The following is a 22,060-nucleotide window of genomic DNA, read 5'->3' as shown; positions in this document are numbered from 1 at the left end:
TCTGCACCTGACCTCTCTTTTTTAACTTGCGTTCTTTAATTGTTCTTCCAACGCAGCCGGAATTGGGATACCGGCTTTCTTTGCGTAGGCTTTGAAGTACATCTGAATACGCATACCCAGCAGCGTATTCCGCTTGCCGATCTCATTACGATGGATTGCCATAAACAATACCTGTTTCTGCCCAATCAGCACCACCCGCTTTTTGGCACGCGTGATTCCGGTGTAGAGCAGATTACGGTACATCATGATGGTGTGCGCTTTGAGCAGCGGCATAATAACGGTCTCATACTCAGAGCCCATAGCCTTGTGGATCGTAGTAGCATAAGCCAGATCCACATTGCTCAAATCATCTACGCCATATTCCAGCGTCCTGCCAGCACCAAAATCCATGCCGATCTTTTTGCCCTGGTCAGTGTCCTTAATATACCGGATGAAACCCAAATCACCATTAGATACCTTTTCTGTGTTCTTGGTCTGCATGATGCGGTCATTGACCCGGAATATCCTGGGGCCAAACTTGATTTCCTCCTCCGCAGAGCGGAATGGGTTGACCAATTCACGAATGGTCTCATTCAGCTGTTCCGACGACGCGGCACCTTCTGAACGGAAAGGTGAAAGAATCTGCACATTCTCAATGCCACTCTCCTGTATCTCCAAACAATACCGTTCTGTAATCTTTTCAGCGGTGTCTTCCTGACTATCACCAGACACGAAAACAAAATCCGGTCCATAAAACAGTTTGGTATTGCCCTCGTTGATAAATTTGGCATTATAGGCAATCAGACTATCCTTCGACTGACGGAAAATCTGATCCAGCACCGTTACTGGGACGATTTTGGTCTCGATGATTTCACGAAACACATTTCCTGCTCCTACGCTCGGAAGCTGATCTGGGTCGCCTACCAGTACGATTCTGGCATTTATCTTCATGCGTTCAAAAAATTTCTCAGCAAGCCACATATCCACCATGGAAAACTCATCCACAATGATTAAATCGGCCGACAGTGGCTCTGACTTTCTGTTCCGGCTACCCTCATCCTCTTCACTGGTCAGTCCCAGACCACTGTGTAATGTTCGGGCATCCTCAAAGCCGGTACTCTCCGACATCCTGCGGCTTGCCCGACCGGTAGGTGCCATAAGAGCAATTTTGCCATCAGGGTGCAGCCGCCGGTAAACCTCAAGTATCGTCCGCAGCACTGTTGTTTTACCAGTACCAGGAGAACCCGTAATTACTGACAAGCCATGCCTAAATGCTGCATAGACCGCAGCCTCCTGCTGTGCAGACAGGCGCAGTCCCATTTCAACCTTGACCTGTTCCAGCACCGGCGCAATATGCTCTACTGGCATCTGGGCGACCAGACGCTGGGCGATCCGGCGCGCCGTTTCGTCCTCTTGGGCAAACACTCTGGGAAGATAGATATTATCCTTCACGGAAACGACTGCTCCATTCAGGATCATTTCCTGCATCATATCCCTGACTTCCTGCTGATGCAGACGAAGCTCCGGTACAGGTATCTTCTCATTGAGCAGTTTCAGCGCTGATTTCTCCAGTTCTTCAGAACTGATGTACAGATGGCCTCGTTTACTCTTGCCCTCATCCAGCGCACAAAAGATAGCCCCTTTGATACGCATAGAGTCATGGAGATTGCCCCCGCTCTTTTGTACGATTGCATCTACCCGCCGAAATCCAAAGCCGGAGATCTGGCAAAGCTCAAATGGGCTCTTTTCCAAAATCTCTACGCTGGTCGGGCCGAAATATTGATATATTTTCAATGCCGTCTTGGGAGTAATCTTAAACGGTGCCAGCAAGGTCATAATTCCTTGGAGCATACGGTTTTCTGCATAAGAAGCTTTGATGTCCTCCAATTTACTTTCCGTAATGCCCCGGATCTCCAACAGCCGCTCCGGCTGGTGTTCCAGAATATCCAGTGTGTCCACACCGAACCGCTCCACAATGTCTGCGGCAGTTTTGGGACCAATCCCTTTGATAAGCCCGGAGGCAAGGTAGCCCTCTACGCCGTTTTTTGTTCTGGGCACAATTTCACGCCACTGCTCCACCTGGAGCTGGACACCATACTTGCCCTTTGTCCATTCACCATCCAGTTCCAACTCTACCGCATCTGTCCGTGGAATCTCATACCCCACAGCTGTAAAGCGAATCAAATGGTCTTTGTATCGCCTGTTTGACCTGGCCTCGGCTGGCACGCTCTGATCTGCGGTTTTTACACTGACGATACAAAACTTATTGGCAGGATTATAAAAAATCGTCCCGTCGTAGGTACCAATACAATTCATCCTTTTTCACCTCACTAAGCGGCCTCCATAATCGAGGCTCTAACACTGAACCGTCTGGATTCGGATACTGTAACAAACTGCTCGTAAATATCCGGATGCTCCAGTTTCAACCGAAGCAGGTTATCCTTGTCGATGATGGACTTGCGAACAGGGGTATAGGTAACCGTATAGTTCACTCCCTCCTGCTCACAGACTGCAGTGCAGCTGGTACCCATTTCCGCAATCAACAGTGCCTTCAGACGCTGAATATCCTTGTCGATTTCTTTGGAGTACACCTCTGCATTTTTCTTTTCATCCAAAAGCCGCAAATACTGCATGAGTTTTGCAGTCATATCCAGGTCGAGTGCAACGGCCGGGGCATTTTTATCTGCCGGGCCAAAGTGTTTGCGTGCGCTCTCAATAATCAAGGCCCCACTTTCTGTATAGGGCGGCGGCACATGGCGCTGCACATGGTTTTCCCAGAAATACTGCTCCAAAAAGACCATCTCAGCCTCATACTCGAAATCACGCTTGACCTCCCGGATAATAACTTCCTCCTCGTTGTTACCATACAGGCAGCAAAAGAAACATCGGTCAAGATCCGTTACTGCCATATAATGACGCCCCTGAGATTCATAGTAGACTGGAACAGTCTCCTTCCCATTCATCCACCAGTTATCTCTGGCATTATAGTTTGTGGTCTTGATCTCAAGGATCGCTGTGGTGCCATCCGGCAGTTCCACAAAGTAGTCCACATCAGCCAGCATCCAAGGATACTGGGGGTGCTGGAACATCTTTTTGATTTGGTAGACCCGATATCCGGTTTTCCGCTCGAATATCTTTGCTACCAGAGGCTCCAGCAAATGCCCCATTTCCATGGCAACCCAGTTGCCCTCATCATCTTCCACTGACGCTATGTTCAGTTTGTCGTAGTACAGATCCCTGGCTGTCCGGAATGGAGAAGTGCCAAAGATCGCCGATACATCGCTGCCGCCGATTCCACGGCGCCGGTAATCCAGCCAGTCTTCTTCTGAAAGATCTGCCGTTTCTACCAGCACCAGCGGTTCATGCCGCTTTCGTTCAGCACTATTGCTGCCAGACATATCAAATCCCCCTTCGTGATCTTCGGGGCAAAATAACTGCCCTCGCCATTGGTGCAACATTTCGGGGCCGGAGCGAAGATACTGCCTGTCTCTTCATCTTCCAGTCCGTGGAGTGTGCCGGCTTGACCCGCCGACCATTCTGCTTTCTTTTCTGCTTCACATTCATGTACATGACCTGCCTTTCTCAGTTTTGATTTATCCTTAAAGCCCTTTCAGGCTTACAGGCAATAAAAAAGCGAGAATGACAGACGGCATAAAGCCTGGCGTCCATAGTTGCCTATGAACCGATGTCATTCTCGCAATGGTGGGTAAATCCCGTAAAATAAAAAAGCCAGCAATATACCGGCCTGAAAAGGCGCAGTGATACTACTGACACAAGTACAAAATTAACAGCGTGTGCAATGCAGTCATTACTCCGCAACACAAGCCCTAAAGCCTGTGTACCCTGACGGGCAACGCACAAAAATCAATTACATTGCAATTCTAACACAATATATAGTGCTTGTCAATTCAAACATTCTATATATTGATTTTTGGATTTTCTTTAAATTTTCTTTCCTCTTTGCAGAAGTTCTTTCTTCCCCGCCTATTTATAGGATGTATCGGATCATTTGGTAATACCGGATGATCCCTACGCTCTTTTAGTACCTTGACAAATTCATAACCTCTATGGGGAGTTATACAGGAATTCTGGACAGTGTGCGATGACCACAGAAGCGCGCCCATAATCGAAGTGCTGCACAGCAGCAGCCTGAAATACACGGCAGAACCGTTCTGGCGTAGGAAATGGCCCCATTAGAGTTCTTTTGTTATTTCAATACCTCCTGACCTCAAGACCGTTTTCATTGTTTTTGTTGAAAACCTTCTTCTACAAATCGTAAGGGATCATTGTAATCGAAAAAAGGAGGACGATTATGGAGAAAAGAAAACCGAATGACCTACCGCCGGAGCAGTGCTTGGCTGTTGATACCGATACCCTTTGCAAACTGTTGTGCTGTGGAAGGCACACTGCAGTACAGATTGGGGATCTTGCCAATGCACGCATTACCATGAACACCCGTGTCCTATGGAGTGTCCAGCGTATCAAAGAATATCTTTATGATATTTCCGGCTAAATAACCATGCCAGTAAGGCGCACTACACTTTTATAATCAGGAGGTACCAGTAATGGCAAAAGTGAGAAAAGACAACAAAGGACGAAATCTTCGGCCCGGAGAAACACAACGGGCAGATGGCAGCTATATGTATGTCTACAAATTAGGCACTAAAAAGAAATATCTTTACGACTCCGATCTCGCAAGTCTTCGTGTCAAAGAAAAGCAGATCAACAAAGATAAGGATGATGGCATCCGTACTCAGGAAGCCATGAAGCTTACCCTGAATGATATGTTCAAGGTCTACATGAATAACAACATCAAACTGAAGCCCTCTACCAGAGCAAATTATCTTTACCTGTGGGACTTCTATGTGAAAGAAGAGCCTTTCGCTAACATGCCTCTGCCACAAATCCACAGAAGTGATATTCTCGCGTTTTATACCAAACTGCTGAAACACGGCTTTGCTATCAACTCACTGGAGAGCATCAACACCATTGTTCACCCTACGCTTGAAATGGCCGTGGACGACGATTACATCCGCAAAAATCCCAGCAAGGGCATTTACCGCAAGCTCAAAACGGATGGCAGCGCTCCAAAGCCTAAACGGCGGATCGCGCTCACTAAAACGCAACAGCAGAATTTCCTGCGTTTTATTGCCAAGTCCCCTACATACAGCCATTGGCTCCCCATCATGACTGTGCTCCTTGGAACAGGAATGCGTGTCGCAGAATGTACCGGCATTACCAAAAGCGATATTAACTTGAGCGAAAACACAATCTCGGTCAACCACAACTTAATCTACCGGGTCATTGACGGAAAAGCCGGATTTCACATTACCACTCCCAAAACTGAGAGCGGTACACGAATTATCCCTATCCTCTATCCAGAGGTGGCCGAGCAGCTTCGCCTCCAGATTGAAACCATCGACGCATTGTATCCAGACGATCAACTGGTGTTAGGAGGAGTGCACGGTTTTGTTTTCCGCAACCGAACCGGCTCATTCATGAGCGCCCACAATATCAATCGGGCGATTGAGAGAATCAGCGTAACTTACAACATGGAGGAAATGGATCAGGCTGAACTGGAAGACCGTGAACCGGATCTGCTCCCTCATTTTAGTGTTCACAACTTGCGGCACACCTTCTGTACCCGGCTCTGCGAAAGCACCAACGATGTTAAATTCATTCAGCAAGTCATGGGGCATGCCGATTTCTCTACTACAATGGACATCTACACCCATATCACACAAGAGAATATGCAGGAGAAGGCAAAAAACATTAGTGTGAACATGAAGCTGATGTAAAAAAGAAAGGCGAATCTGCATTTTATAAGCAGATCCGCCTTTCATATTGCTTCATCCGGTTTCGTAGGGTCTCGCGCAAAAGTTGTAGAAAAGTTGTAGTAACGCGATTTTTTGTAGTAAATGACCTCTTTAGTACAGCTTTGCTCCTGCCGGAATACTGTCATCCAGCATCAAAAGATTTAAGCCTTCCCGTCCGTCATACTCGTACACTGCGGAAATCAGCATACCCTCGGAATCAATACCCATCATCTTTCTCGGCGGCAGGTTTGTGATTGCCACACAGGTCTTACCAACCAGCTCTTCCGGCTCGTAATACTCGTGAATACCGCTTAAAATGGTGCGTTTCCGGTCTGTTCCGTCATTCAGTGTGAATTTCAGGAGCTTCTTGGACTTCGGCACTGCCTCACAGGCTTCGATCTTAACCACTCTGAAATCAGACTTGCTGAATGTCTCAAAGTCTACATCATCTGCAAACAACGGCTCGATTTTCACCTTGGAAAGATCAATCTGTACGCTTGGCGCGGACACGGTTGCATCCTCTGCAGAACCATTTACCGCTGCTTTTTCGGCTTTGTTTTCAGCCTTCTTTGGGTCCAGGGTCTTCATTGTCGGGAACAGCAGAACGTCGCGAATGGATGCAGCATCGGTCAGGAACATAACCAGACGGTCGATGCCCATGCCCATGCCGCCCGTGGGAGGCATACCGTATTCCAGCGCGTTGATGAAATCCTCGTCCATCATGCCGGCTTCCTCGTCGCCTGCGGCGCGCAGAGCAACCTGACGCTCGAAGCGCTCCTTCTGGTCGATCGGGTCGTTCAGCTCGGAGAATGCATTGCACAGCTCGCGGCCGTAAACAAAGCACTCGAAGCGCTCGGTCAGACGCGGGTCGGACGGCTTGCGCTTTGCCAGCGGAGAAATCTCAACCGGGTAATCGGTGATGAAGGTCGGCTGCATGAGGTTCTCCTCAACGTACTCGTCGTAGCACAGGCTCATCAGGTCGCCCCAGCTCTCCTTGCCCTTTTCGATTTCGAGGCCCTTCGCCTTAACGGCTTCGAGCGCCTCCTCCGGAGTGAGTGCCATAAAGTCGATGCCGGCATACTCCTTGACAGCCTCAGCCATGGTCATGCGCTTCCAGCCCTTGGTGAAGTCGATCTCGGTGCCCTGGTACATCACCTTGGTGCCGCCCAGAACCTTTTCGCAGACATGGATTACCATGTCCTCGGTAATATCCATCATGCCGTGGTAATCGGTGTAAGCCTGATACAGCTCGATGGTGGTGAACTCCGGATTGTGCTTGGTGTCCATGCCCTCGTTGCGGAAAATACGGCCGATCTCGTATACGCGCTCCAGACCGCCTACGATCAGGCGCTTGAGGTGCAGCTCGGTCGCAATACGCAGATACATATCAATATCCAGCGCGTTGTGATGGGTGATGAACGGACGAGCCGCAGCACCGCCCGGAATGGTGTTCAGACACGGGGTCTCAACCTCCATAAAGCCGCGGGAATCCATAAAGTTGCGGATCTCGCGCACGATAGCGGAGCGCTTCTCAAAGGTATCGCGTACCTCCGGGTTGACGATCAGGTCAACATAGCGCTGACGGTAACGCATATCGGTATCCTTCAGACCGTGCCACTTCTCCGGCAGCGGTGCAAGGTTTTTGGAAAGCAGCGTCAGCTCGGTTACGGAAACCGAAATCTCACCCTTCTGGGTACGGAATACCTCGCCCTCGATACCGATGATATCGCCGATATCGAACTTCTTGTAGCCCTTGTATACGTCCTCGCCTACGTTGTCGCGCTTGATGTAAAGCTGCAGACGGCCGTAGCGATCGCGCATATCCGAGAAGGAAGCCTTGCCCATGATGCGCTTGGACATCATGCGGCCTGCCAGACGAACGGTCTTGCCTTCCAGCTCATCAAAATGCTCGTGAATATCGGTGGTATAGTGATCGCGCTCAAAGCGCACCTGCTGGAACGGGTCCTTGCCCGCAGCCTGCAGCTCTGCCAGCTTTTCGCGGCGAATGCGCTTCAGCTCGTGCAGTTCCTCCGCGGTCTGCTCGTGCTGATCCTGCGCCTGATGCTGTTCTGCCATATCTTCCCCATCTTTCATATAGATTTACATTTAACGTCCGTTAGGACGAATCGAATTACTTCTCGATCTTAATGATCTCGTACTTTACGATGCCGATCGGTGCCTCGACCTCAACAACATCGCCGACCTTCTTGCCCAGCATAGCCTTGCCGAACGGAGACTCATCGGAGATCTTGCCGTCCATCGGATCGGCCTCCTGAGAGCCGACGAAGTGGTACTCCTCTTCCTCGTCCTCCTCAAGATCCTTAACAATAAAGCGGCAGCCGGGAGAAACCTCGTCTGCAGCGTAGCTGTCGCCGGTTACAACGACTGCGTGCTTGATGATCTCCTCAAGCTCGGCAATGCGGGAATACAGCTTGCCCTGCTCGTTCTTGGCTTCATCATACTCGGCGTTCTCGGACAGATCGCCGAAGGAGCGTGCTTCCTTCAGCTGCTCTGCAACCTCATCCGCACGGGTAGTTTTCAGATATTCCAGTTCGTCCTTATATGCGTCCAGACTTTCCTGTGTCAGTTTAATTTCTTTTGCCATGTTTGCAAACCCTTCTTACTCAGTGTCATCGGCTTTCGAGCCGTACAGTACATTATATTATAAATTAAGCACCAATGCCATGTCAAGCGATTCGACTATTTTCTGTCCGATTTTCTGCCGGAGCGCTCGATTATCTCACAGTTTCCATCGCTTTTTGAAGCTGCGGATCGGTTTCCGGCGTCAGGAAGAAAAAGTTCTGCGTCTGCTCATCGGTCAGCTTCACCTCAATATCCGGCGCAATGCCGACATCCGCAAGGCTTTTGCCCTTGGGCGTAAAGTATTCTTCGACAGACAGATTGACCGCCGAGCCGTCGCTCAGCTGGTAGGTGCGCTGAGCACGTCCCTTGCCGGTGGTGTGCGTGCCGACGAGCGTTGCGCGGTCGTACTCCTGCAGCGCCGCCGCGAAAAATTCTGCTGCCGAAATGCTCTGGTCGTCAATGAGCACCGCGATCGGCAGGTCAATACGGTCTGCATCCGAGGTGTAAACGGTCTCCGAGCCGTTTTTCATGCGCAGCGTCATAATGGTGCCCTCGCCGAGCAGCGGATCGAGTGCCGCGCTCATCTCCTTGACACGGCCGCCGCCGTTGTGGCGCACGTCAATGACAAGCGACTGTGCGCCGCTGTCGGTCAGCGACTGCAGCGCCGCCTTGAACTGATCGGCGCAGCCGTCATGGAAATTCTCGATGCGGATGTAGCCGATTTTATCATTCAGCATTTTGCCCCATGCCATCTTCTGCGTGACAACGGCACGCTGCATGGTCAGCTCCTTGGCGGAGCCGTCTGCCTTCTTGACCGTGACGGTCACATCGGTCCCCTCTTTGCCGGAAATTGCACTGATAACCGCACTCGAGCCGTCCTTTTCAGTCGTCAGATCTCCCGTACCGAGAATGTAATCGCCCTTTTCGATGCCGGCCTTCGCCGCAGGCGAATCATCGTACACGAGCGTAACGCGAATACTCGTCTCGGTGCTCGTCACCGAAACGCCGATGCCGCAGCCCTTGCCCTCACCACTCATGCGGTAGGCTTCGTAGTTTTCCGCCGGAATATACGACGACCACTTGTCTCCCAGACCGGTAATGTAGCCTGCCGCAGCGTAATCCGCAACATTGTCCGCATCCAGCTCACCAACGTACTTGTCCGACACCAGCCGGTCAATCTCGCGCAGCTTTTTCCCGACCTCGTTGGTGTTCCAGCCGGTGGAAACCAGGCAGATGACTGCCGTTATCGCGCCTGCCGCAGCACACATGGTCAGCGCTATCCGCAGAGAGACCTGTCTCTCCCGCAGTTTTTTCATGGTTTGTCCTCCTCCACGAGAAAAGGGAGAGCGTTACACTCTCCCCTTTTATGTAATTGCGTTAGTTGAAGTAACTCATCGGGTTCTGCGTCGAACCGTTTACATACACCTCAAAGTGCAGATGCGGACCGGTCGAGTTGCCGGTAGAGCCTACCAGACCGATGGTCTGACCGGCGGTTACCGTCTGGCCAACCGAAACATGGATGGCAGACTGATGGCCGTAAGCCGTCATGACGCCGCCGCCGTGATTGATAACGGTATAGTTGCCGTAGCCGGAAACCCAGCCTGCGGTAGTAACCGTGCCGGATGCGGCTGCTACGATCGGTGTGCCGGTCGGTGCCGGAATATCCTCGCCCTTGTGGAACTTGCGGGTACCGAAGATTGGATGTACACGCCAGCCATAGGCACTCGAATTATTGGTGTAACCCGGCAGCGGCCAGGTGAACGTGCCGCTGTAACGGGTCGCGCCGCTGCTGGTCGTGGTGGTCGTGCTCGAGGACGAGCTGCCGCCCTTCTTCTTAGCAGCCGCTGCTGCTGCCGCCGCAGCTTCCTTGCGGGACTGCTCTGCGATCTGGTTACTTACGGTGTCCATCTCGCTGGTGATGCGCTCGTACTCCGCCTTCTGCTCCTTCTGGTAGGATTTCAGACTTTCTTGCAGCGCCTTCTGCTGCTCCTCGCTGGATTTCAGCTCCTCAGCCTTGTACTTCAGGTTTTCCTGATACTGTACCTGCTCGTCCTGGGTAGCCTGCAGATCATCGCGCTTCTGCTGAATATCCTCCTTGGCAGCGGTGTACTCCGCTACGATCTTCTTATTATCGTCCATGATCGCAGAAACGATCTCCAGACGGCTGAGCAGATCAGAGAAGTTGGACGCGTTCAGCAGGACCTCCAGATAGCTGGTCTCGCCCTGCTCATACGTCGTGCGGACAGTCTCAGAAAAACGCTCCTTCTTGCTGTCAAGCGCCTTGATCGCAGCATCCAGTTCGGTCGTCTTGACGTCGATCTGGTCCTGCAGGCGGTCGATGTACGCCGTTACGGTCGTAATCTCCTCCTTGGTGAGCTTGATCTCCTTCTGCAGTGCGGCGCGGGTCTTTTCGACCTCGTTCACCTGACCTGCCAGACTGTCAAGCTCCGCCTTGACCGATGCCTTCTGATCCTCCAGATCGGACAGCTTGCTTTTCAGTTCCTTACTGCTCACCGCACCGGCATAAACCAGACCGGAGGCAATCATCGAGAACACCATCGCTGCGACCAGGATGCCCGCAATAATGCAGGAAATCAGGCGCACGGTTTTCTTTTTCATCATATTGAAACATTCGCTCCTTTATGCAGTCGTTATACATCCATAAACTTGCGGATACTCGTTACCGAGCCGCCGATTCCGAACAGTGCGGCTGCACCTGCGTACACGCCCAGCACCCACCAGCGCAGCACGTCGAACGAGAGCAGATGGAACGAGGACAGAGAAACCGTACCTGCCACGTTGTACAGCTCGGTGTACAGACCCCATTCCGCGAGGAATGCCAGTCCGCCGGCAACCAGACCGAGCACCATGCCTTCGATGACAAACGGCCAGCGGATAAACCAGTTGGTCGCGCCGACCATCTTCTGGATGGAGATCTCCTCACGGCGGGCAAACATAGCCAGCTTTACCGTGTTGGAGATAATGAAGATCGAGATAACGGCCAGACCGACGATCATCGCCGCCGCGATCATGTTGAACACGCGCTGAATCTGAATCAGCTTGCGGATAACATCCTCATCCGCGCGTACGCTTGCAACCCCGTCAACCGCTTCGATTTCTTTGATCGTTGCGTCCGCCTGCGTAGAATCATTCAGGGTAAACACATAGCTGTTGCGCAGCGGATTGTTGTCCGCGTTGTAATCCTCGAGGATGTCTGCGTCGTCGCCCAGCTCCTTGCGGTACTGTTCAAGTGCGACATCGCGGTCCTCGAAGGCGATCGACGCAATGTTGTCGATCTTCTCGAACTGCGTCTGCAGCGTTTTCGCCTCACGCGTGGTGAGCGAATCGTCGATCCAGACTACGATCTGGTTGGACTGCTGCAGTCTCGTAATGTTATTCGTAATGTTGTAGGCCACCAGCGTAACCGTGCCCGTCAGCAGCAGGCTTACGACCATGATCACCACGGCCGCCACGGACATGAAGCCGTGCTTGAAAATGTTGCGCAGGCCTTCCTTCCAATAGTAAGCGATTGATCTCATATCTGATAATACCCACCTGTCTGATCACTGATGACTTCACCGTTGTCGATCACAACAACGCGCTTTTCAAATTCGTCTACCAGACCCTTTTCGTGCGTTACGATCAGCACGGTCGTGCCAAGCTCGTTGATCTTTTCAAACAGGGTCATCAGCTCCAGCGAACGCGCAGGATCAAGGTTGCCGGTCGGCTCGTCCGCGATGATGAGGCGCGGGTTGTTGACCAGCGCACGCGCGATTGCGACACGCTGCTGCTCACCGCCGGAAAGATTCATCGGCTTTTCGTGCGCCTTGTCGGCCAGGCCGACCAGATCGAGCACATACGGCACGCGCTGCTTGATGGCCTTGCCCTTGGCACCGATGGCGCGCATGGCAAATGCGACGTTCTCGTAAACGGTTTTGGTGTTGATCAGGCGGAAATCCTGATAGACAACGCCCAATGTACGGCGCAGATACGGAATCTGCCGCTTTTTCATTCTGCCGATATCGTAGTTGTTGACGATAACGCGGCCTTCGCTCGGCCGAACCTCACCGGTCAGCAGCTTGATGATCGTGGTTTTACCCGAGCCGGACGCGCCGACCAGAAAGACAAATTCTCCCTCGTCTACACGCAGACTCGCCTTGTTCACCGCCCGGGTCCCGTTTTCGTAAACCACGGTGGCTTCACTCATTCGTATCACAGGCAATCCTCCTCGGTGCCAACGCAGAAGGCGTGCGAATGCCCCGGATTGGGCATTTTCGCCTTCCAGCAAACAAAAAAGACAAAGGTGTAAACATATACACCTTTGTCTATTATAACAGATATCATGTTTATGTGCAAGCCGACAAACTGTGGCATTATTGCACAATTTACGCTTTTTCTGTGTAGATTTTATGAACAGACAGCGATTATCTGGTACCTTCTTCGCGGCTTGCAAGGTATTTTCGAACCATGAGCGCTACCTTAAATACGATCGCGTGATCGAACTCACGCAGGTCCAGACCGGTCAGCTTTTTGATCTTCTCAAGACGGTACACCAGCGTATTGCGGTGTACGAACAGCTTGCGCGAGGTCTCGGACACGTTCAGGTTGTTCTCGAAGAACTTCTGAATCGTGAACAGCGTCTCCTGATCGAGCGAGTCGATCGAGCCCTTGCGGAATACTTCGGACAGGAACATCTCACACAGCGTGATCGGCAGCTGATAGATCAGACGGCCAATGCCCAGATTCTCGAAGCTGATGATGTTCTTCTCGGTGTCAAATACCGCACCGACCTCGATTGCGGTCGTAGCCTCCTTGAAGGACTTTGCGATATCCTTCATCTGAGAGGATACCGAGCCGATGCCGATCAGGCACTTGACCGACAACTCGCTGAGCAGTGTCTCCTCGATAGAGCCTGCCAGCTTGACCAGATCCTTGATCTCACTGCCTGCCTTGACCTCCTTGACAACAACGATGTCCGTCTCGGAGATATGCAGCACGAAATCCTTCTGCTTGTCCGGGAACATGCCGTTTACCACGTCGATCGCGGCAACATCAGCCGGCGCCTGCTGGCGCACGAGGAATACCACGCGCGGCACATCGTTGCCGAAGTGCAGCTCGCGGGACTTGATATAAATATCGCCCGGCAGGATATTATCCAGAATGATATTCTTTACGAAGGTAGCCTTGTCGTGCTTTTCGTCATACAGCGTCTTGATATTGTTGATCGAAACCGCAACCAGCGAGCAGATACTGCGCGCCAGCTCGTCCTCGCCCTGTACGAATACAGCGTATTCCAGACGCGACGCACGGTCGCCCGTTGTATGATAAGTATAACCGCCGAAACGAACGATCTCGCCGGCGAAGCCCAGCTCAGTGATTGCTTCCTCCCGCATTTCACCGATACGAGGCAGATCGGTACATGCTACGACCGCACCGCTTGCGTCAACAATGCCGATCGTACGATCCACCGTATCCTTCATCTGCAAAACAATCGACTGGAACAATCTCGAAGCCATTTCCATCACCTTTCCCGTCTTTTTCACGCGCCCCGGCGCTTTACTCCGCATCCGTTCGCCGAAACGCTTACTCTTTATGGTGTTCTCACCGTTAATGGTGATTCTGCCTATGACATTCTTCACAAGAACGCCAAAAGTTCCCTATACATTTTAAGTCATTATATCACATGTCCGCGCATTTTTGTACAAAAAACTCAAAAAAATTTGTAGATTTTTTAAGTTTTTCAAGTTTGCGAGGTAAGTTTTTCCAATTCCTCCTGTGTCAGTTCCCGAAATTCGCCGGGCGCGAGTATTTTATCCAGCCAGAGACCACCCAGCCGCAGGCGTTTGAGCGCCGTTACCGTACCGCCGACTGCCGCGATCATGCGCTTGACCTGATGGTATTTGCCCTCTTTGAGCGTCACACGCACGCGCAGCTCCGGCTCGGTCTCGAGGATTTCCAGCTTCGCCGACTTGCATTCCGTGCCGTCCCGCAGGGTCATGCCCTGCTCGAAGCGTGAGACTGCATCCGCTGCCAGCGCGCCGTCCACGACCGCCTCGTACTCTTTTTCGACATGGCGATTCGGACTCATCAGCGCATGGCTGAGCGCGCCGTCATCCGTGATGAGCAGCAATCCCTCGGTGTCCTTGTCCAGCCTTCCCACCGCAAACAGGCCGCGCCGCAGCTCGGCTGGAAACAGCTCAAGCACGGTATCGTGACGCTCATCGCGGCTTGCCGTGATAACACCCATCGGCTTGTTGAGCATATAGTACCGCTGTGCGCGGTAGCGCTGCACGGTGCCATCCACCGCCGTCTGCGACCGGTCGGGATCGACCTTAAACGCCGGATCCTTCTGCACGGTGCCGTCCACCGAGACGCGTCCCGCACGAATGAGCGCCTGCACTTCCTTGCGGCTGCCGCAGTTCAGGTGGGACAGCAATTTGTCCAATCGCATCTGTGGCATTTTGTCCCCTCCGCCAATACATTTCTTTTATAAGGATAACACTTTTTCGCAAATTGCACAATAGCTAAATGCAAAAAAAGTGCAATTCCCCGAAAGTTACCAATAGATACCATAAACCTATGATAACTTTTTCGTTGAATTGCACAGTTATGCAATTTCCGAAAGTCATTGTCAACCACTGTCAGGTCTGCGGCATATCCAGCAGGCCATGCACAAATCCATCCGTCTGTGCGGATGTGATATCCGCTGCGATCAGGCGGTTTCTGCGTATCAAAAGGTTGGCGGTCACGCCCTGCTCTCCGGTAGGATAGGCGGTCAGCGCGTAGGTGTACAGCGTAGCGCGCTTGCCCTGATACGGCGTGAGATCCAGTCCCTGCGCCTGCTGGATAGCGTTGTACTGCTCATATACCTCGTCGAAGGTGTCGGGTATCTGCACCTCCTGTGTGCCGACCGGTTCACTCTCCACCGACCATCCGCAGGCGGTCAGCAGCGCTACTCTGTCCTCGTTGGTTTTCAGCTTTGCACTAAGCGCTGCACCTTCAGCGCTGACCGCAGTATCCGCCTCTGCCGTTTTCGGCAGCAGCGCTGCCGCGCCGACCAGCACCAGCCCGACCGCCAGCACGCCCACTACGATTTTCCTCACCGACACCTTTGCCGCAAAAACGATCATGGCATTGTCCCTCCTGCTTTTACTTTATCCTATGTGTACAGAAGGCAAAAAAGAACGCCTCCGAGTATTTCTCGGAAGCGCAGCTTGTATCAGTCCAGATTTTTCTTCTTCAGCATCCACCATGCAAAGAAGCAGCCAACCACCGTAATGGCCAGCGGCATCCACCAGACCCAGTCGCCCGGTATCTGTCCTTCGCCGATATTCATACCGAAGAAGCCGAACACGATATTCGGAATCGTCATGATGATGGTCAGGATGGTCAAAACCTTCATGATGATATTCAGATTGTTGGAAACGACGGAAGCATAAGCATCCATCGTACCCGCCATAATGTTAGAATAGATATTCGCCATCTCGATGGCCTGACGGACCTCGATCAGCGCGTCCTCCAGAATGTCGCGGTCGTCCTCATACAGCTTGAGCACGCGGCCGCGCAGCACCTTTTCCATCGTAACCTCGTTGCCCTTGAGTGACGAGGAGAAGTAAACCAGCGATTTACTCAGTCCGAGCAGCTGGATCAGCTCCTCGTTTTTGAGGGAGTCGTACAGGCGCTTCTCGATGCGGGTAAAGTCACGCTCGATCATACGCAGATTTTTCAGGAATCGACCTGCAATGCGGAGCAGAATCTGGAACACAAAGCGCGTCTTGAGCGAGGTATGCACGCCCTTTACCGCACCTTCCGCGATGGAGCGCAGGATGATGCTGTCCTCCAGACAAACCGTGATGACCGCATTCTGCGCCACGACAATACCCATAGGAATGGTGGTGAACATCTGTCCGCCGTCCTCGACCGAGCTTTTCTCCACCATCGGGATATCGACGATCATGAGAAGCTGCTCGTCCTCGGTATCGACACGCGAGCTTTCCTCCGGGTCGAGCGCCGCGCGAACAAACTCTTCCTCAACCTGAGCCGCCTGCGCGATCTGCTCCAGCTCGTCCGAGCTGGGATGCACCATGTTGACCCAGCAGCCCTCGGTGAACTCGCTCACTTCTGTGATGCGGCCGTCCACCGTTTTGAAAAATTCAACCATATTATACCGCCTTTCAGCAGCGGCACTCCTCGAAAATGCCACCGCGAGTAATATTCATCTGTCTACTTCCAGGGTCCGTACTCACGGTGATCACTCTCCTTTAATATGGATTTCATTTAAGGCAATACCGCATAATTGAACAAGAGCGATTTGCGAATAAATTTTGCGTACTGATGAGGCGCGGTTTCGCAGCAATACTTGCCGTATTGCAAGAAATCGCAACAAAATCAGAATACAAAATTTCCGCAAAGCGCCGCTGCTTTAATTGTGCGGTGTTGCCTTAAAATTAACCTTCCCATACCTGACAAAACAGCCCTGTTACGGGCTGTTTTGAATAGCTATCAGTTAGATTATCGGTTGTCCTTATCGAAGATGCGCATCAGAACATCAAATGCAGCATCGTCAGAGCCAACATCGGACGACGGCTTGGAAGCGGTTGCGCGAGCCGGCTTCTTGTCAGCCGCTGCGGTAGCAGCCTCGGTGAACAGGCCGGTGGAGCCGGAAGCCTTGTCCTTATTGCCGTCCATGCTCATCTTTGCGGAGTTCGGAACATTGTCGAAACCGGTTGCGATTACAACAACGCGGATCTCGTCGTCCATGTTCTCGTCGATGAATGCACCGAAGATGATGTGTGCATCCGGATGAGCCGCCTGCTGAACCATGGTAGCTGCGGTCTCAACTTCATCGAGGCCGATATCGTCAGAGCCGATAACGGAAACGATAACGCCGTGAGCCATGTCGATCGAGGTCTCGAGCAGCGGGCTGGAAATTGCCTCGCGTGCAGCCTCTGCAGCCTTGTCCTTGCCTGCAGCAGAGCCGGTGCCGATGTGAGCGAAGCCTGCGTCCTTCATGACGGAGGTAACGTCCGCGAAGTCCAGGTTGATGAAGCCCGGAACGGTGATCAGCTCGGAAATGTTCTTAACTGCCTGACGCAGAACGCCGTCAGCGATCTCGAATGCGTTCTTGAAGGTGATCTTCTGCTCGGATACATACTTCAGACGCTCGTTCGGGATGATAACGAGGGAGTCTACATTCTTGTTCAGCTCTTCGATGCCGCTCAGCGCCTGTTCGAGACGCTTCTTGCCCTCGAATGCGAACGGACGGGTAACAACGCCGACCGTCAGGATGCCCAGCTCACGAGCGATCTGTGCAACAACCGGAGCTGCACCGGTGCCGGTGCCGCCGCCCATGCCGGCGGTGATAAATACCATATTGGTGTTAGCGAGAGCCGCTGCGATCTGATCCTTGCTCTCCTCAGCAGCCTTGCGGCCGATCTCCGGATTTGCGCCTGCGCCCTGACCCTTGGTCAGCTTCTCGCCGATCTGGATCTTCGTGCTGGCCTGCGAATAATTCAGAGCCTGCATATCCGTGTTGATGGAAACGAACTCAACACCCTGTACACCGTTCTCGACCATGCGGTTTACAGCGTTGCCGCCGCCGCCGCCGACACCGATGACCTTAATGTTTACTACGTTATCCAAGCCCTGTTCAAACTCAAAACCCATTGTCGTTGTCCTCCGTTTTATGATAAAGAATCGTTCTTTGATTATCAATTACCGCGTTTGAGGGCACTTCGCCCCTATTGTTTTAATTTTACCTCGATTTATTCTATTTTGCAACAGGAATTAGCGAATTCCTCAAAAAAAACTTAATCTTTTCCGTGTCTTTCCCGCAAACCGGCGGGCGATACGGAAAAAGGCTGTATTTTTTCGCGTTTTCCCTTGTGTTTTCGGTTATTTTCGCCAGTATAGGCAGAAAAAACTCAGCCTTCGCCATCGTAGCTGTCGTCATAATAGCTGTCATCGTAATACGATTCGTCGTAGGAATCGTCGTAGCTGCCGTCATCGTAGGATTCGTCATAGGACGAATCGTCCGAGTTATCCGAATCATCGGAATAATCCGAGTTATCCGAACTGTCCGAGCTGTCGCTGCTCGAATCGGTCGAGTCATCGCCGTTCGTATTGTCGGTCGTACCGACTTCGCCGTCCGGATTGGTGTACGCCGGCGAGGTCACCGGATTGTCACCTGCCTGATCGGTACCGGAGCGTGCTACATCCTCCGCCGTCTCCGGCACAAAGTGCAGACGGTTCTGTGCATCCCAGTACAGCCGCCCGATATCCGATGCCGAAAGGCGATCGCTGATAACGGTCTGTGCAAACCGAAGACGGTACGTCAGATCGTCCAGTGAGCCTGCGCGGATGTCGAACCGCTTGTCATAGCCGATGCGCACATCGGTCAGGTCGTTCAGATTGAGGAAGCTCATCTTTTCGAGCAGACCGGCAGCATCCATGTTCTCCAGCACGTTCAGCATGGCGTCAACGTGTGCATCCGTGCCGGTATCAAGGAAATCCCCCATCTGTGCATTCAGCGTAACGCCAAGCACGATCGGCAGACCGCCGTCCGCGGCGTTGTTCTCGAGCACCTTGCCGCCCGCACTGATATAAGTGAACGTGTTATCCTCATTCCTCACGGCAGCCGCCGCTGTGCATTCGGTGACAGTCAGCACCAGTCCATCCGGCAGCTTGCGGCGCAGCTGTGCGCTTTCCAGATACGGGAAGCTGTGCATCAGGTCGGACAATACGCGGTTTTTGTTCCACAGATAGAGATTATCGCCCTTTTGAACATCCATACCGGCGATCAGCTCCTCCGAGCCATACTGCTTGGCGCCTTCCACCGAAATGGTCTTAACCTTGAAGAACACGGTCATCGCCACCACGGCAGCCGCCAGAACAATACCGGTCAGCAGCACGCGTCCCAGCACACGAAAGATTTTCCTGCCGCGGCGCTGCTGCTCCATCTGGTCGGGCGTGTGCTTTTTTCGCCTTCTGCGTCTCATCACAGCATCCCTTCTTTGTTACTTCTTGCCATGGTTTTCGATTGCCCAGAGGATCTCCTGATAGATTTTCTCGCTTGCATCGTGCGCCGCCAGCTTTGTCGCGTCGTGCCCCATCCGGTGCAGACGGTCGCGGTCGCTCAGCAGATTCTGAATCTCGTCGTACAGCACCTGCGAATTGGCATCCTTCTCGAGCAGAACACGGCAGCCGCCCTCCTTTTCGAGCGCGCGCGCGTTCTTCTCCTGGTGGTTCTCCGCCACATACGGAGACGGCACCAGCAGTGCCGGACGGCCGAGCATGCACAGCTCACCGAGAGTGGCCGCACCTGCGCGGCACACGATCAGGTCAGCCGCCGCCATGCGGTCGGCCATGTCGTAGATGTACTCGGTCACTTCGATGTTCGGGTGTTCGTCAAAGTCGGCGCCCTGCTCCTTCGCCATTCTGGGCAGCCACTCACAGGCCGCCGCACCGGTTGCGTGAACATGGTGATAGGGCACGCCGTTTTTACATTCGAGCGCCAGCTCACCAGCCATGTGCTCGTTCATGTACTTTGCACCCATCGAGCCCCAAAAGGAGACGACCAGTTGGTCATCATCGGTCAGACCGAACTTCTCGCGTGCCTTTGCGCGATCTGCCGCCAGAATCTCACCGCGCACCGGCGCACCGGTCAGAATGATCTTATCTCCGCCGCCGAGCAGCTCCTTTGCCTGCTCAAAGCAGACAAGCACGCGGTCCGCGTCCTTTGCGAGCATCTGCGTTACCTTGCCGGGCAGCGCGTTGACCTCGAGCAGAACAGTCGGAATGCCGAGCTGCTGTGCCGCGCGTACCACCGCAAACGACGCATAGCCGCCGCAGCCGATCACGCAGTCCGGCTTGGCCTGTTTCAGCAGCTTCTTCGCCTTGCTGACCGCCGAGACAGCCAGCTTTGCCGCCTTCAGATTGTGCAGAATGCCCTTCGGGCTCATCGAACGCGACATGCCGATGATCTCGATGGTGTCCAGCGGGTATCCCTCACGCGGGACCAGCTTATTTTCAATGCCGCGTGCCGAACCGGCAAAACGCACCGTCGTCTGCGGCTGCTTTTTTTCAAAATAGCGTGCAATGGCAAGACCCGGTGTAACGTGACCGCCCGTGCCGCCTCCCGTAATGTACAGTTTCAAAACTGAGTTCCCCTCTCCTGTTTGTTACTTTTCAAATGCAAGGTAGGATCACATGGTCCGGCAAAGCCTGTTTACCGGATCATGTGGTACTGCCTGACAGCAATATCACAGTCATCGAGGCTGTTTGTATGCTGCAAACAGCCTCGATTTGCATAAGGCAACACCGCACAATTAAGGCAGCGGCTTCTTGCGCAGGCTCCGGTCGCGCTGCCGCGGCGCTTTGCGAAAATTATGCGGTATTGCCATAACTTAATCCTGATTTCTTCCGTCAATCCGCATATACCGCGATATATTGAGCAGGATGCCCATCTCGCCGAGCTGCAGCAGCAACGCTGTGCCGCCATAGCTGAAAAACGGCAGAGCCGCGCCGGTTACCGGCATGATGCCGGTGACAACGAACAGGTTCATCAGCGTCTGGATAGCCAGCTTGGCGGTGATGCCGGTCGCCAGAAGACTGCCGAATTTATCCGGTGCATAGCGCGCCACACGGAATCCGCGGTAAATAAGGTACGCGAACAGCAGAATGACCAGCAGAGCGCCGATCAGACCCATCTCCTCGCACCAGGTGGCGAAGATGAAGTCATTATGCGGCTCCGGCAGGTATAGCTGCTTCTGCAGGCCGTTGCCGAGTCCGCGGCCGAGCAGGCCGCCCGAGCCGATGGCGATCTGGCTCATCGAGCCTTGCAGACCTTTGTTCGCCATATCCGAAAACGGATTGAGCCAGACCTCAAAACGGTCTCGTACATGCTTAAACGCAACATAGAATGCCGCAACTACGCCTGCACCCAGTCCCAGAATCGGCGCAAAGTACCACAGGCGCATGCCGCCTGCCAGCAGGATGATAATGCCGATGCCGCAGATGATGATCATCGCCGAGGTATGTGGCTCCAGGTACAGCAGACCGATGTACAGCGCCAGCAGCAGACCGTACGGCTGCACCATGGTCTTGACGCTGCGCACGCTCTTCGGGTCACGCGCCACCCAGTAGGAAAAGCAGATGATGACGGTCAGCTTTGCGATCTCAGACGGCTGAAAGCCGAACAGCCAGCGTTGTGCATTATTAACCGTTGTACCGATGCCCGGTATCACAACCAGAATCAGCAGCGCGACCGATATCCACATGATGATGTTGTGAATGCCCGCGTACATGCGGTACGGAATCTTGGAAAGAACGATCATCGCCGCAAGACCGATCGCGGCGAAAATGCCCTGACGCATGATAAAGTATGTCGCGCTGCCCTTGTAGAACATCGCGTTGGTATAGCTTGCCGAGAACAGCGCGATCAGACCGGTGATCAGCAGCAGCAGCACCGAGAAGAACACACCGGTATCCCAGATGTGCGCCTTCATGCTGCGCATGCGTCTGCGCTTCGGCTTTGCGGTGCCGGTATGGTAACGCTCCTTCGGCACCGGCTCCCGCGAAGGACGCGCCGTTTTGCCGCTCGGCGCATTCCGCGGCATGGGACGGCGCGATGCCGGCCGGTACTGCGGATTCGTCTTTCCAGTTGTCGAAGCCATAGGGTTACC

18 protein-coding genes are annotated in these 22,060 nt (G+C 53.1%); 2 read left to right on the top strand and 16 right to left on the bottom strand.

What is annotated here, in order from left to right; all coding sequences use genetic code 11:
• Nucleotides 1–21 precede the first annotated feature (21 nt).
• Complete coding sequence (gene recD2 / locus DWZ82_RS04970) at nt 22–2,295, bottom strand: SF1B family DNA helicase RecD2 (RefSeq protein WP_118479204.1); 2,274 nt, start codon at nt 2,293–2,295, stop codon at nt 22–24.
• 14 nt (nt 2,296–2,309) lie between these two features.
• Nucleotides 2,310–3,377, bottom strand: a complete 1,068-nt coding sequence (locus tag DWZ82_RS04965; protein WP_050624129.1) for a YqaJ viral recombinase family nuclease — start codon at nt 3,375–3,377, stop codon at nt 2,310–2,312.
• A 914-nt stretch (nt 3,378–4,291) separates the two neighbouring features.
• On the opposite strand from DWZ82_RS04965, the gene DWZ82_RS04960 reads away from it, so the two are divergent.
• Together DWZ82_RS04960 and DWZ82_RS04955 are read left to right on the top strand one after the other, a co-directional pair.
• Entirely contained in the window at nt 4,292–4,492 is a 201-nt protein-coding gene (locus tag DWZ82_RS04960; RefSeq protein WP_003501914.1) for a hypothetical protein, read from the top strand.
• A 52-nt stretch (nt 4,493–4,544) separates the two neighbouring features.
• Nucleotides 4,545–5,777 carry a site-specific integrase gene (locus tag DWZ82_RS04955; RefSeq protein ID WP_006874387.1) on the top strand — a complete coding sequence of 411 codons (1,233 nt, stop codon included), beginning with the start codon at nt 4,545–4,547 and terminating at the stop codon, nt 5,775–5,777.
• A gap of 129 nt (nt 5,778–5,906) precedes the next feature.
• Here DWZ82_RS04955 and lysS read toward each other — a convergent pair whose 3' ends face one another.
• The 14 genes from lysS to DWZ82_RS04885 form a co-directional block, all read right to left on the bottom strand.
• Entirely contained in the window at nt 5,907–7,871 is a 1,965-nt protein-coding gene (lysS, locus tag DWZ82_RS04950; RefSeq protein ID WP_118479202.1) for a lysine--tRNA ligase, read from the bottom strand.
• 55 nt (nt 7,872–7,926) lie between these two features.
• On the bottom strand, nt 7,927–8,400 hold the full coding sequence (gene greA, locus DWZ82_RS04945; protein WP_117489347.1) for a transcription elongation factor GreA: 474 nt from the start codon (nt 8,398–8,400) through the stop codon (nt 7,927–7,929).
• A gap of 130 nt (nt 8,401–8,530) precedes the next feature.
• Entirely contained in the window at nt 8,531–9,694 is a 1,164-nt protein-coding gene (locus DWZ82_RS04940; RefSeq protein ID WP_118479200.1) for a S41 family peptidase, read from the bottom strand.
• A 61-nt stretch (nt 9,695–9,755) separates the two neighbouring features.
• Nucleotides 9,756–11,000 carry a murein hydrolase activator EnvC family protein gene (locus tag DWZ82_RS04935; RefSeq protein WP_118479198.1) on the bottom strand — a complete coding sequence of 415 codons (1,245 nt, stop codon included), beginning with the start codon at nt 10,998–11,000 and terminating at the stop codon, nt 9,756–9,758.
• Nucleotides 11,001–11,029: 29 nt separating this feature from the next.
• Nucleotides 11,030–11,917, bottom strand: a complete 888-nt coding sequence (gene ftsX / locus DWZ82_RS04930; protein ID WP_118360337.1) for a permease-like cell division protein FtsX — start codon at nt 11,915–11,917, stop codon at nt 11,030–11,032.
• Nucleotides 11,914–12,594 carry a cell division ATP-binding protein FtsE gene (ftsE, locus tag DWZ82_RS04925; protein ID WP_110436343.1) on the bottom strand — a complete coding sequence of 227 codons (681 nt, stop codon included), beginning with the start codon at nt 12,592–12,594 and terminating at the stop codon, nt 11,914–11,916. The genes ftsX and ftsE overlap by 4 nt, the downstream gene beginning before the upstream one ends.
• Before the next feature lie 208 nt (nt 12,595–12,802).
• Entirely contained in the window at nt 12,803–13,894 is a 1,092-nt protein-coding gene (locus DWZ82_RS04920; protein ID WP_117554966.1) for a PucR family transcriptional regulator, read from the bottom strand.
• Nucleotides 13,895–14,118: 224 nt separating this feature from the next.
• Nucleotides 14,119–14,838 carry a pseudouridine synthase gene (locus DWZ82_RS04915; RefSeq protein ID WP_118479196.1) on the bottom strand — a complete coding sequence of 240 codons (720 nt, stop codon included), beginning with the start codon at nt 14,836–14,838 and terminating at the stop codon, nt 14,119–14,121.
• Nucleotides 14,839–15,019: 181 nt separating this feature from the next.
• A complete protein-coding gene (locus DWZ82_RS04910) occupies nt 15,020–15,508 on the bottom strand; it encodes a DUF4830 domain-containing protein (protein ID WP_118479194.1) in 489 nt (162 codons plus the stop codon).
• Nucleotides 15,509–15,597: 89 nt separating this feature from the next.
• Complete coding sequence (locus tag DWZ82_RS04905; protein WP_110436341.1) at nt 15,598–16,539, bottom strand: magnesium transporter CorA family protein; 942 nt, start codon at nt 16,537–16,539, stop codon at nt 15,598–15,600.
• A 350-nt stretch (nt 16,540–16,889) separates the two neighbouring features.
• Nucleotides 16,890–18,044 carry a cell division protein FtsZ gene (ftsZ, locus tag DWZ82_RS04900; protein WP_118360333.1) on the bottom strand — a complete coding sequence of 385 codons (1,155 nt, stop codon included), beginning with the start codon at nt 18,042–18,044 and terminating at the stop codon, nt 16,890–16,892.
• Nucleotides 18,045–18,301: 257 nt separating this feature from the next.
• Nucleotides 18,302–19,375, bottom strand: coding sequence for a cell division protein FtsQ/DivIB (locus tag DWZ82_RS04895; RefSeq protein ID WP_118479192.1), 1,074 nt, complete (start codon nt 19,373–19,375; stop codon nt 18,302–18,304).
• Nucleotides 19,376–19,393: 18 nt separating this feature from the next.
• Nucleotides 19,394–20,533 (bottom strand): undecaprenyldiphospho-muramoylpentapeptide beta-N-acetylglucosaminyltransferase, encoded by a 1,140-nt coding sequence (gene murG / locus DWZ82_RS04890; RefSeq protein WP_118479190.1) that lies wholly within the window; start codon nt 20,531–20,533, stop codon nt 19,394–19,396.
• 249 nt (nt 20,534–20,782) lie between these two features.
• Complete coding sequence (locus DWZ82_RS04885) at nt 20,783–22,051, bottom strand: FtsW/RodA/SpoVE family cell cycle protein (RefSeq protein ID WP_118479188.1); 1,269 nt, start codon at nt 22,049–22,051, stop codon at nt 20,783–20,785.
• Between the last annotated feature and the right edge of the window lie 9 nt (nt 22,052–22,060).

This window comes from Butyricicoccus sp. AF35-5AC, assembly GCF_003477715.1.
Lineage (GTDB): Bacteria > Bacillota > Clostridia > Oscillospirales > Butyricicoccaceae > Agathobaculum > Agathobaculum butyriciproducens.
Note: the sequence above shows the minus strand (reverse complement) of the source record. Positions and strands in the feature narration are given on the sequence as shown.